This window comes from Methylobacterium sp. J-118 (genome assembly GCF_057836565.1).
Genome location: NZ_JBYQFA010000001.1, coordinates 2,184,072 through 2,196,094, shown reverse-complemented (window position 1 = coordinate 2,196,094; position 12,023 = coordinate 2,184,072). Strand labels below are relative to the sequence as shown.

The window sequence follows — 12,023 nt, the reverse complement described above, 5'->3', positions numbered from 1 at the left end:
GGTCCGGGACCTTTTGCGGGTGCAGGGCAGGGCCCTGCAAGCGGGCGGAGCCCGTCTCGGGCCGGGGCTCCGCCCTGGCGACCCGCCAAAGGGCACAGCCCTTTGGGAACCCCTTACCGGCCTTGCGGGCCGAGCCGGTGCTCGGCGAAGAAGTCGAGCATCGCCCGGGAGGCATCGGGACCCTCGCGATCCGTGTAGCTGCCCTCGGGGCGGCCGCCCGACCAGGCGTGGCCGGCGCCGCGCACCCGCCAATCCTCCACCACCACCCGGCCGGACCCGTCCCGGTAGCGGGTGCGGGTGAAGGGATGGCCGCGGCCCTCGATGGTCTCGGACCGCCCGGTCAGCCCCGCCACGTTGGCCTGCGCCAGCACCTGATCGGCGTTGCGCACGCTCACCGTCCCGTCATCCTCGCCGTGGAAGACGATCGTGGGCACGCGCGTCGCCGGGGCGGGTGCCCCGAACGGCGTCGTGGTGCCGAGGCCCGGCGCGCCGACCTGCATGGCCATCAGGGCCGAGCCGAGGTCGCGGGCGCAGCCGGCCGCGAGGCCCGAATGCACGCCCACGGCGGCGAACAGGTCCGGATAGGCCCGGGCGATGTTCAGGGCGGCCGCGCCCCCCGCCGACAGGCCGGCGATGTAGACCCGGGCCGGGTCGATGGGATGGTCGGCCATCACCGCCCGGGTGAGACCGGCGATGATCGCCGGCTCGCCCGATCCGCGGGCCTGGTCGCGGGGGTCGTACCAGTTCCAGCAGCGCTGGGCATGGGCCTGACGGCTCTGTGCCGGATAGGCGACGAACACGCCCGCCCGCTCGGCCAGGGCGTTCATGCCGGTCCCGGCGGCGAAATCGTCCGGGTTCTGCGTACAGCCGTGCAGCATGACGACCAGAGGCGCGGGGGTCTCCGGACGGCTCGGGACGAACAGCCTGTAGTCGCGGCTGCCGGCGGCCTCCGCGTGGCTCAGGGACAGGAAGCTGCCCCCCGCCGGGGTACCGGGCTGATCGGGGGGCGGTGCGGGCTGCCGCAGGGGCTTGCCCAGCCCTTTCAGCACGGGGCCGAGGCCGCGCATGACCTGACCGACCACCTCGCGCACCCGCGTGACGGATTCAGCTGCCGGATCCTGCGCTGTCCCGGGCCCGGCCGCCTCCGGGCGCGGGGGTGAATCGCCCCGAGGCGGCGCCGCGGCGTCCGCGCCGCGGAAGCTGCGCTGGATCAGCGCGGTGGCCTCGTCCAGGCGGCCGAGCCCGGTCAGCCGGGTGGCCTCGATCATGTCGGCGAAGGGCGAGGCGCCGATCCTGGGGTCGCGCTCCCCGTCGCGGCGGCCGGGATCGTCGGTCATGCCTGCGCGCCTCACTGCCTCAGCGTTGCTGTCGCGGCCGGGAGCTGTGCGCCGATGCCACCGCATGGACCATCCTCACCACCGGACCCGATGGAACGCCGACCTCGATTGTGCATCGCAATAAACGCCGCTGTGCGCCGCGGCAACACCCGGCGCCGCGGGTCAGCCCGGCGCACGGGACCGGCGGGTCAGGCCGGCTCGTCCGTCCCGATGTACTCGGCCCAGATCGCGGCGGGACCGAGGCTCGCCCGGAAGCCGTCGTGGCGGGCGCGCTCCGCGTCGGTCAGGCGGCTGCGGTAGGGCCGGGGCGCCGCCGGGACGGCCGCGGGGGCGCGCGGCCCGGCGCCCGGCGCGGCGGTCCCCGCATCCAGCAATCCCAGGCTGGTCTGCTTGCCGCCGAGCAGCTCGACATAGACCTCGGCCAGGATCTGCGCGTCGAGGAGCGCCCCGTGCTTGGTGCGCTTGGTGTTGTCGATGCCGTAGCGGGCGCAGAGGGCGTCGAGGTTGTTGGCCGCCCCCGGGTGCTTGCGCCGGGCCATGGGCAGGGTGTCGACCACCTCCTCCAGCCGGATCGGCGGCGGGGCGTCGGCCCCGAGCCGGGCGTATTCCATGTTGAGGAAGCCGACATCGAAGGGCGCGTTGTGGATCACGAGGCGCCCGTCGCCCAGGAAGGCCAGCAGCTCGCCGACGATCCCGGCGAAGAGCGGCTTGTCGGCGAGGAACGCGTCCGACAGGCCGTGGACCTTGAAGGCGCCCTCGGAGACCGCCCGCTGCGGGTTGCAGTAGCGGTGGAAGCTGCGCCCGGTGGGGATGTGGTTGAGCAGCTCGACCGCGCCGATCTCGATCAGCCGGTCGCCGCCCTTCGCCTCCGTGCCGGTGGTCTCGGTGTCGAGGACGATCTCGCGCAGCATGGGGCGACTCGGCATGTTCTAGGGGACCGGACCCTAACGGGATAAGCCGGCGCGGTTAACCTGCCGTACCCGACTGCCTAGCGCGACATGTTGCGGTAGACGCAGACACGCCCCTGGTCCTCGTACCCGCCCGGGCAGGCGGTGACGCAGGCGCCGGCCGCGACCTTCTTCGGGGGCGGGCAGGCGGCGGCGTCCTGGGCCCGGGCCGGCACGGCAGCCGCCCCCAGCAGGGTGAGCACCGTCACGGCCAGGATTCGTCCGGTCATTGCGAGATACCGCACCATCACGTCTACCAAGCGGCCGGAACGCCCCGGGGAGAGCTGCAACCACAGATATGCAGCGGCGCGGATGCGTCACCCTCCGGCCCGGTGCGGCGGCGCACGCCCCTCGGTGAGCCGGACCACGATCCGCGCCACCTCGGCCTCGGCCGCCGGAAAACCCCCGCCCGTGTCGATCACGAAATCCGCCCGGGCGCGCTTCTCGGCATCGGGCATCTGCTTGGCCAGGATCGCCGCGAAGGCCGCCTCATTCATGCCGGGGCGGGCGAGCACCCGGGCGCGCTGGACCTCCGGGGGGGCGCTCACCACCGCGACCGCGTCGCAGCGGGTCTCGCCCCCGGTCTCGTAGAGGAGCGGGATGTCGAGGACGACCAGCGCCGCCGCCGCGTGCCGCGCCAGGAAGGCGGTACTGGCCGCCCGGACCAGCGGGTGGACGAGGGCCTCGAGGGCGGCCATCCGATCGGGATCGCCCAGCACCGCGTCGCGCAGGCGGGCGCGGTCGACGCCGCCGCGCGGATCGCGCACCCCCGGAAAGGCCGCCCCGATCGCCGCGGCCGCCTCGCCGCCGGGCCCGTAGAGGGCGTGGACGGCGGCGTCGGCGTCGTGGACCGGGACGCCGAGCGCCGCGAACATCCCGGCGGTGGCCGACTTGCCCATGCCGATCGAGCCGGTCAGGCCCAAGATAACGGGACCGATGACGGGACCGCTGACGGGACCGCCCGGCCTCATCCGGCGAGGTCCGCCACGATCTTGGCGCGCAACGCGGGGGTGACGGTGGGGCGCGGGCCGAACCAGGCCTCGAAGCCCGGCACCGCCTGGTGCAGCAGCATGCCGAGCCCGTCCACCGCCGCGAGCCCGCGCCGGCGTGCCGCCGCCAGCAGCGCCGTCTCCAGCGGGGCGTAGACGATGTCGGCCACCGCCGCGGAGGCCGGCAGCGGCGCGAGGTCGAGGTCGAGGGGCGGCTGGCCCCGCATGCCCAGCGAGGTGGTGTTGACCAGGAGCCCCGCCCCGGCAAGCGCCGCCGGCAGATCGTCCCAGGCGAGGGCCGCGCCGATGCCCGGCGCCAGGGCGGCCACGCCCTCGGCCCGGGCCGGGGTGCGGTTGGCCACGAGGATCCGGCGCAGGCCCCGCTCGGCCAGCCCGACCACGATCGCCCGGGCCGCGCCGCCGGCGCCCAGCACCACGGCGGTCCCGCCCGCGCGCCCCGGCCAGCCTTCGCCCAGGCTGTGGTCCAGATGGGCGCAGAAGCCCGGCGCATCGGTGTTGTCGCCGCCGATCCGGCCGGCCGGCCCGACCACCAGGGTGTTGACCGCACCGATCTTTTCCGCCCGCGGCGTGAGGGTGTCGGCCAGCGCGAAGGCCGCCTCCTTGTGGGGGATCGTGACGTTGCCGCCCCGGAAACCCGAGTCCGGCAGCGCCCGGAGGAAGGCCGGAAACGCCGCCGGCGCCACGTCCAGGCGCTCGTAGGAGCCCGGGAGGCCGTGGGCGGCCAGCCAGTGGCCGTGGATCAGCGGCGAGCGCGAATGGGCGATCGGGTGGCCGACCACGAAGGCCCGGGGGATCGGGGCTCCGGTCACGCCGCGCACGCCTCGGCGAGGCGGCAGGCCGGGCCGCCGGCCGCCTCGATCTGCAGGGTGGCGTGGCCGATGCCGAAGCGGGCGCGCAGGCCCTCGGCGGTCTCGGTGAGGAAGCCGTTGCCGGGCGTCCGATGCTCCGGATGGTCCTCGGCGATCACCAGATGGACCGTGAGGGCGACGCTGGTGGTGCTCATGGGCCAGATGTGCAGGTCGTGCAGATCGACCACCCCGGGCCGGTCGCGCAGGAAGCCGGTCACCGCATCCGGGGAGATCTCCGGGGGCACGGCGTCGAGGGACATGGCCACGCTGTCGCGCAGGAGGCCCCAGGTCGCCCAGACCACCAGGGCCGCGATGACGAGGCTGACCGCGGGATCGAGCCAGGCATAGCCGGTGAGCTGGATCACGAGGCCCGCGACCACGACCCCGGCCGAGACGGCGGCGTCGGCCGCCATATGCAGGAAGGCGCCACGGATGTTGATGTCGCCCTTGGCGCCGCTGGCGAACAGCCACGCGGTCAGGCCGTTGACCAGGATCCCGACGGCCGCCACCACCATCACGATGGTCCCGGCGACCGGTTCCGGATGGACCAGGCGGACCAGCGCCTCCCAGATCACCGCCCCCATGGCGATCAGCAGGAACACGGCGTTGAACAGGGCGGCCAGGATCGAGGAGCCGCGATACCCGTAGGTGAAGCGGGCGCTGGCGCGGCGGCGCACCAGGATGGCGGCGATCCAGGCGGCCGCGAGGCCCAGAACGTCCGAGAGGTTGTGGCCGGCATCGGCCACGAGCGACATGGAGTTGGCGAGATAGCCGTAGGCCGCCTCGATCACCACGAATCCGGTGTTGAGCACGATGCCGATGGCGAAGGCCCGCCCGAAATTTTTTGGCGCATGGGCGTGGCCGCCATGACCTCCGTGCCCGTGACCTCCGTGCCCGTGACCTCCGTGCCCATGGCCACCATGCGCGTGGGATCCGTGGGAATGATCGTGCCCGGCCAAGACGATGCTCCGTTCGATCGTTGGGACAAGTCAGGGTTTCAAGAGGTCCGGGACCTTTTGCGGGTCCAGGGCAGAGCCCGGGTGTCTCGGACGTGTCTCCGGCCCCCAAAGGCCTGAGCCCTCCGGACACCCGTTCCTTCCGCCCGGCGCCGTCAGAAGTCCAGGCAGCCGGCGGCGCGCAGGCGGGCGAGGAGGGGCAGCAGCGGCAGGCCCAGCACGGTACTGTGGTCGCCGACGACCGATTCGAACAGGTGGATCCCAGGCCCTTCGAGCTGGTAGCCGCCGACGCTCGCCCGTACCCGTTCCGCGCCGGCGCAGTCCACATAGGCCGCGATCGCCCGGTCATCGAGGGGCCGCAGGGTCAGCCGGGCGGTCTCCACGAAGGCGTCCTCCACGGTCCCGGCCAGCACGACGGCGGCATGCAGGGCGTGGGTGCGGCCGGCGAGCCGGGCGAGCTGCGCCCGGGCGGCCCCGGCATCGACGGGCTTGTGGAACACCGTGCCGTCGAGGTCGAGCACCTGATCGGCGCCGATGACGAGCCGCCCGGGGAACCGGGCCGCCACCGAAGCCGCCTTGGCGCGGGCGAGCGTCAGGGCGAGGTCGGGGGGGGACAGGGTCCGGCTCGCCGCCTCCAGGGCGCGCTCGTCCACGTCGGGGGCGGCGGTCTCGACCGGCAGGGCGGCGCTCTCCAGCAGGAGGCGCCGTGTCGGGCTGGTCGAGGCGAGGAGGAGCGGGTCCGGACGGAGCCAGGGCGAGCGCGGCATCGCGCCAGTGTCACGGATCCGGGGGCGGGCGCAAGGCAGCCCGCAAAACAGCCCGCACCACGGGGGGCTGCGACGAGCCCCGCCGCCGGGATGAACCGGCCGGCGGGGCTGTCGCGGGGCCGATACGCAACCTGGCGCCCGATGCAGACCTTGGCAGGGATCGGTTAGGGGAAGGTCAACGGCCCGGTTGCGCGGTCTGGCCTATCCGTGCCGTGGCGGGACAGGGCGGATGGCGCGATGGCATCCGGAAGCGTCTCTCCCTCCCCCTTACGGCGACGGGCGACACAGGTTCAAGGCACGCGGCTCACGACCCAGCGCGACAGGCCCCCCTCTCCCGCACGAGCGAGGGGGGCCGAGCCCCGCCGATCTGACCGGCGAGCTCGCTGAGACCTCAAACCTGTGTCGCCCGTAGCCCCTTGCGGGGCGGAGAGCGCGCCTCGGCCAGAGATGTGTGAATACAGGAGTCCGAGAGGGGGAGGGAGACGCGCCCGGACGCGCCTCAGGTGTTCATCGAGTCGAAGAAGTCGCCGTTGCTCTTGGTCTGGCGGAGCTTGTCCATCAGGAACTCGATCGCGTCGGTGACGCCCATCGGGTTGAGGATGCGGCGCAGCACGTAGGTCTTCTTGAGGGCGTCCGGCGGGACCAGCAGCTCCTCCTTGCGGGTGCCGGAGCGGGTGATGTCGATCGCCGGGAAGATGCGCTTGTCCGAGACCTTGCGGTCCAGGATGATCTCCGAGTTGCCGGTGCCCTTGAACTCCTCGAAGATCACCTCGTCCATGCGCGAGCCGGTGTCGATCAGCGCGGTGGCGATGATCGAGAGCGAGCCGCCCTCCTCGATGTTGCGGGCGGCGCCGAAGAAGCGCTTGGGCCGCTGCAGGGCGTTGGCGTCGACGCCGCCGGTGAGCACCTTGCCGGAGGACGGCACCACAGTGTTGTAGGCGCGGCCGAGCCGGGTGATCGAATCGAGCAGGATCACGACGTCGCGGCCGTGCTCCACGAGGCGCTTGGCCTTCTCGATCACCATCTCGGCGACCTGCACGTGGCGGGTGGCCGGCTCGTCGAAGGTCGAGGCGATGACCTCGCCCTTCACCGAGCGCTGCATGTCGGTGACCTCCTCGGGCCGCTCGTCGATGAGCAGCACGATCAGGTAGCACTCGGGATGGTTCAGGGTGATCGACTGCGCGATGTTCTGCATCAGCACGGTCTTGCCCGTGCGCGGCGGCGCCACGATCAGGGCGCGCTGGCCCTTGCCGATCGGCGCCACGATGTCGATGATCCGCGGCGAGAAATCCTTCTTGGTCGGGTTGTCCAGTTCGAGCTTGAAGCGCTTCGTCGGGAAGAGCGGCGTCAGGTTGTCGAAATGGACCTTGTGCTTGATTTTTTCCGGGTTCTCGAAGTTGATGGTGTTGACTTTGAGAAGAGCAAAATAACGCTCGCCGTCCTTGGGGCCGCGGATCGGGCCCTCGACGGTGTCGCCGGTGCGCAGGCCGAAGCGGCGGATCTGGGTCGGCGAGATGTAGATGTCGTCGGGGCCCGGCAGGTAGTTCGAGTCGGAGGAGCGCAGGAAGCCGAAGCCGTCCTGCAGCACCTCGACGGTGCCCGAACCGATGATCTCGACCTCCTTGGCAGCGAGCTGCTTCAGGATCGCGAACATCAACTCCTGCTTGCGCATCGTCGAGGCGTTCTCGACCTCGACCTCCTCGGCGAAGGCCGTCAGATCGGTCGGCGTCTTCGACTTGAGGTCCTGGAGCTTGACCTCGCGGACGCCTTCGAGGGCGGCGGGCATGGTCGGCAGATCATCGGCCGGCTCCGCGGTCTCGAGATCGGCGAGGGCGTCGGGATGTGGCGTCATGGGGTGTCTTGCAACCGACGGAGAAGGTGGGAGGGCCGGTTCTGTGCCAAGCACCCGGGGGACGGGCGCCGAAGGGCGGGCCGCGCTGCGGCGAGGGGCCCGTGGATCAGGGTGGCGAAACCGTTTTGGCAGGACCCTCGCGGCTCACGGGCGCGCTGTGGCGCTGACCTTGTGACGAGGGCGATGAAGAGATAACGCGTTTCGCCCCCGCACTCAAGGCCCCCATTCGAGGCCCCCATTCGAGGCCCTCGCGGACGGGACGCGCCGGGGTTAGAGAGGCGGCGCGGCGGACCGGCCCGGAACCGGGCCCGCACGGGAGGGTTCACCGTCCCGGCGCTGCGGTGCAGCAGATCCCCAACCCGAGAGCCCCTCTGACCGCCATGCGCGACGACGCCACCGGACGCACCCTCACCGCGCACGAGCCGCGCCGGATCCCGTGGCTCGACCTCGTCTTCGGCTTCGGCCCGATGGTGCCGATCGCCGTCGGCGCCGCCGCGGCGTGGTGGCTGAACGGCCAGCCCCTCGACTACCTCGTGGCCCTGTTCACCCTGCTCTACGCCGCCTCGATCCTGCTGTTCCTGGCCGGCGTGCACCGGGGCGTCAGCTTCCGGACCGAGGGCGGCCCGCGCCTGTCGCAATTGGTCACGATGCTGGTCCTGTACGGGCTGGGGCTGTTCAGCCTGTTCGCCGCCGTGATGGGCAAGGCGGTGCCGGCGCTGGCGATGCTGATCCTCGGCTACGCCCTCGTGGGGATCCTCGACCCGATCGCGGCGCGCACCGGCGCAGTGCCCCTGGCGCATGCCCGCCTGCGCCCGATCCAGATGCCGATCGCTGTGGTGAGCCTCGCGGTCCTGCTCTGGCTCAAGCTGACGGCGCCGTACTGAGCCGTAGTCTTGCCTGTGCTCACGCCTGTCGCCGTGCAGGACCGCACGGCGACCCGATCCCGCGGATTCCCAAGGGATCATCCCTTGGGCGGGGTCTCGGGGCGGAGCCCTGAGGATCTCGCAGGGGGCGCCCTGCACCCGTAAAAAGGTCCCGGACCCTTCGAAACCATCACCGGTCAGCGACGGGATCCGTCCGTCAGGATCGAAGGATCAGGATCACGCCAGCACAGGCCCTGGCGCATCGTCGTCTCCGAAAGCCGGCAGCCCCCTCGCGGGCGGATGCGCTAGTCGGCGGTCTGGATCGACCAGGTGGCGTGGCGGATGCCCGGGAGGCGGGCGAGGTCGTTGGTCACGGCGTCGAGTTCCTCCGCCTTCACGGCGCTCGCCGTCAGCGTCGCCACCACGTCGACCGCGCTCTCGCCGCGTTCCTCCACCTCGACGTTGCTGACCGGATAATTGGCCGCCTCCAGGCGCTCCACCAGCAGGTCCTGCGCCGGGCCGGCCTCGCCGGGCGCGGTGGTCACCTGGACCTCGTAGGTCGCCTCGGTGGCCGATTCACGGATCGGCGCGCGGTTGATGGCGTTCACCAGCGGCCGCAGCGCCGTGTTGCAGGCCAGCACCGTCACCATCACGAAGACCGCCTCCAGGGGCAGGTCGGCGCCGCAGAACGCCCCCACGGCGGCCGAGCACCACAGAGTGGCGGCGGTGTTGAGGCCGCGGACGTTCATCCCCTCCTTCATGATCACGCCGGCGCCGAGGAAGCCGATGCCGGAGATCACGTAGGCCACGGTGCGGACCCCCCCGTCCGGGCCGGTCAGCCGCATGCCGAGATCCACGAACGCGCAGGCGCCCACCGCCACCAGCACCGCCGTGCGCAGGCCCGCGGTGCGCTGCCGGTACTGGCGCTCGGCCCCGATCACCGTGCCCAGCACGAAGGCCACGAGCAGGCCCAGGGCGGATTTCAACTCCTCGGGGAGGGACGCGTAGGTGGTCATCGGCGGTCCTCGGTCATCGGCAGTCCTTGGGCGGGGCGGTTCTCGGGCGGGGCGGTCCTTGGGCGCGCGTGGTGACGAAACCGTGACACCGTGGACCGGCCTCGACCCCGGCGCGGGCCGGGACCGGGATTGACGGCCGCACCGGGCAACGGGCACACCGGCAAGAGACTGAGGATCCCTTAAGAATTCGGGACCCGGCCGAGGAGACGGACAGGATGCAGGACAGGGCCCACGCGGCGGAATCGGTCCGCGCCGGAATTTTCCCCGCATGAGCGGCGCCCTCGCCGAACGCCGGCCCGACATCGTCCCGGACGAGGGCCTGCACGGCCGCGTCATGGCGCTCCGCGCGGGGCTGGAGCGCGGCCTGATCGGCAGCGCCGGCTTGGTCGAGCGCCTGCTGATCGGGCTCCTGACCGGCGGCCACCTGCTGATCGAGGGCGCGCCGGGCCTCGCCAAGACCCGCGCGGTCAAGCGCCTCGCCGACGGCCTCGACGGCTCCTTCGCGCGCATCCAATGCACCCCGGACCTGATGCCGGCCGATCTCACCGGCACCACCGTGTGGCGCCAGGACAGCGGCACCTTCGAATTCCTGCACGGTCCCCTGTTCCACGCCCTGGTGCTGGTGGACGAGGTCAACCGCGCGCCCCCGAAGGTGCAGTCGGCGCTCCTCGAATCCATGGCCGAGGGGCAGGTCACGGTCTCGGGGACCACGCACGCCCTGTCCGACCCGTTCATGGTCGTGGCGACCCAGAACCCGATCGAGCATGCCGGGACCTTCCCGCTGCCGGAGGCGCAGCTCGACCGCTTCCTCCTGCACGTCGTGGTCGACATGCCCGACGAGGCCACCGAGCGGGCGATCCTCGATCTCGTGGAGGGCGAGATCACCCACCACGTCGAGGCGATGCCCGTGCGCCTGTCGCTGGCGGATGTCCGGGCCGCCCGGGAGGCGGCGCTGGCCACCTACGTGTCGCCGGCGCTCAAGGACTACCTCGTCCGGCTGGTGGCGGCGACCCGCACCGACGCGGCCGCCCCGGACCTGCGCGCCCTGATCGAGCACCCGGCCTCGCCGCGGGGTACGCTCGCGCTGATGATGGCCGGCAAGGCCCGGGCCTGGCTGCACGGCCGGGACCACGTCACCCCCGAAGACATCACCGCGCTGGCCCGGGACGCCCTGTCCCACCGCATCGGCCTGACCTGGCGGGCCGCCGCCGAGGGCAGGACCGCCCGCGGGCTCGTGGGCGAGCTCGTGCAGCGGGTGCGGGCCCTCTGACGATGTTCGGGTTCGCGCGGCGCATATTCCCTCCCCCCTCTGCGGGGGCGGGGGACCTCCGGAGGGGGGAGGGAGAGGGGCGCGACGGTGCAGGATCGAACGCCGGCCTTCATGACGGTCGCGCCGCTTCCGGAAGCCGGGTTCCCCTCTTGCGGGACTACGTCCCGACCCGACCCCTGCTGACGCAGGGGCCACCCGCCCCCGCAGAGGGGGGAGGGAGGGGCGGTGCCGACAGCGGCGTCCACCTCTCGGGCGAGGCCCTGATGGGCCTGCGCCACCTCGCCCGGCGGGGCTCGGCGCCAGGGACCCGGACGCTGGCGGGCCTGCCCGGCGGCATCGTCACGCGGCGGCGCGGGCGCGGCTCCGAGCCGGAGGACGTCCGGCTCTGGTCGGAGGGCGACGACCGCCGCTTCATCGACCGCAACGCCACCGCGCGCACCGGGCAGCTGCATGTCCGCACCCACCACGACGAGCGCGACCGGGCCGTGGTGCTGCTCGCCGATTTCCGGCCCGCGATGCTGTTCGGAACCCGCCGGACCCTGCGCTCGGTGGCGGCCGCCGAGGCCCTGGCGCTGCTCGGCTGGCGGGTCGCGGCCGATGGCGGCCGGGTCGGCCTCGCGGTGGCGTCCGCCGGGGCCCCCACGGTGCTGCGGCCCGCGGGCGGGGAGCGCGCCATGATCGCCGTGACCGGCGCCCTCGCCCAGGCCCACGCGCAGGCCCTGGAGGCCCTGCCCGGAATCCGGTCCGAGGCGGAGCCGCCGCTGGAGGCGACGCTGGGCCTCGCCCGCAGCCTGCTGCCCGCCGGCGGCCACCTCGTCGTCGCCAGCGCCCTCGACGCCCCGGGCCCGGGCTTCGACGAGCTCCTGACCCTGCTGGCCGAGCGGATCGCCATCCGGCTGATCCTGGTGAGCGACGCCTTCGAGCGCGCCCGGCCGCCGGGCTACTATCCCTTCGCCCTGGCGGATGGGAGCCGCGGCACCGCGCTGCCGACGGCGATGCCGGCCGGCGGGTCGGACGGGTCCGCCGAGGCGCGGCTCGCCGATTACGCCCGCCGTGGCATCACGGGTGTGCGCCTCGACGTCGAGGCGGGACCCGAGGCCTACGCACCGCTGATGGAGCGCCTCGATGCGGTTCTGTGAGGCCGGGCCCGGCGGGGT

Annotated in this window: 12 protein-coding genes; 3 read left to right on the top strand and 9 right to left on the bottom strand. The window is 73.0% G+C overall.

All coding sequences use genetic code 11. The features are described 5' to 3' along the window. Positions 1-113 precede the first annotated feature (113 nt). From AC3IF3_RS10580 to rho, 8 genes are all read right to left on the bottom strand, one after another. Entirely contained in the window at positions 114-1,337 is a 1,224-nt protein-coding gene (locus tag AC3IF3_RS10580) for an extracellular catalytic domain type 1 short-chain-length polyhydroxyalkanoate depolymerase (protein WP_489228666.1), read from the bottom strand. A gap of 188 nt (positions 1,338-1,525) precedes the next feature. Continuing rightward, positions 1,526-2,248 carry a DNA polymerase III subunit epsilon gene (gene dnaQ, locus AC3IF3_RS10575; RefSeq protein WP_489215771.1) on the bottom strand — a complete coding sequence of 241 codons (723 nt, stop codon included), beginning with the start codon at positions 2,246-2,248 and terminating at the stop codon, positions 1,526-1,528. 77 nt (positions 2,249-2,325) lie between these two features. Continuing rightward, positions 2,326-2,514, bottom strand: coding sequence for a hypothetical protein (locus AC3IF3_RS10570; protein WP_489228664.1), 189 nt, complete (start codon positions 2,512-2,514; stop codon positions 2,326-2,328). Between the two features lie 87 nt (positions 2,515-2,601). Further along, positions 2,602-3,255 (bottom strand): dephospho-CoA kinase, encoded by a 654-nt coding sequence (gene coaE / locus AC3IF3_RS10565; RefSeq protein WP_489228663.1) that lies wholly within the window; start codon positions 3,253-3,255, stop codon positions 2,602-2,604. Next, a complete protein-coding gene (locus AC3IF3_RS10560; protein WP_489228662.1) occupies positions 3,252-4,103 on the bottom strand; it encodes a shikimate dehydrogenase in 852 nt (283 codons plus the stop codon). The genes coaE and AC3IF3_RS10560 overlap by 4 nt, the downstream gene beginning before the upstream one ends. Beyond that, positions 4,100-5,101 (bottom strand): cation diffusion facilitator family transporter, encoded by a 1,002-nt coding sequence (locus AC3IF3_RS10555; RefSeq protein WP_489228660.1) that lies wholly within the window; start codon positions 5,099-5,101, stop codon positions 4,100-4,102. Before AC3IF3_RS10555 ends, AC3IF3_RS10560 begins: the two co-directional genes overlap by 4 nt. A gap of 152 nt (positions 5,102-5,253) precedes the next feature. Continuing rightward, complete coding sequence (locus AC3IF3_RS10550) at positions 5,254-5,865, bottom strand: Maf family nucleotide pyrophosphatase (RefSeq protein ID WP_243967530.1); 612 nt, start codon at positions 5,863-5,865, stop codon at positions 5,254-5,256. A gap of 499 nt (positions 5,866-6,364) precedes the next feature. Beyond that, positions 6,365-7,717 (bottom strand): transcription termination factor Rho, encoded by a 1,353-nt coding sequence (rho, locus tag AC3IF3_RS10545; protein WP_243967529.1) that lies wholly within the window; start codon positions 7,715-7,717, stop codon positions 6,365-6,367. 380 nt (positions 7,718-8,097) lie between these two features. On the opposite strand from rho, the gene AC3IF3_RS10540 reads away from it, so the two are divergent. Further along, positions 8,098-8,601 carry a DUF3429 domain-containing protein gene (locus tag AC3IF3_RS10540; RefSeq protein WP_243973004.1) on the top strand — a complete coding sequence of 168 codons (504 nt, stop codon included), beginning with the start codon at positions 8,098-8,100 and terminating at the stop codon, positions 8,599-8,601. Positions 8,602-8,885: 284 nt separating this feature from the next. Here the strand turns inward: AC3IF3_RS10540 and AC3IF3_RS10535 are convergent, their stop codons facing one another. After that, complete coding sequence (locus tag AC3IF3_RS10535; RefSeq protein ID WP_243973005.1) at positions 8,886-9,596, bottom strand: MgtC/SapB family protein; 711 nt, start codon at positions 9,594-9,596, stop codon at positions 8,886-8,888. A gap of 268 nt (positions 9,597-9,864) precedes the next feature. Here AC3IF3_RS10535 and AC3IF3_RS10530 point away from each other — a divergent pair, with 268 nt between their 5' ends. After that, positions 9,865-10,866, top strand: coding sequence for an AAA family ATPase (locus tag AC3IF3_RS10530; RefSeq protein ID WP_243973006.1), 1,002 nt, complete (start codon positions 9,865-9,867; stop codon positions 10,864-10,866). Positions 10,867-11,129: 263 nt separating this feature from the next. Further along, complete coding sequence (locus AC3IF3_RS10525) at positions 11,130-12,005, top strand: DUF58 domain-containing protein (RefSeq protein ID WP_489231275.1); 876 nt, start codon at positions 11,130-11,132, stop codon at positions 12,003-12,005. Positions 12,006-12,023 lie beyond the last annotated feature (18 nt).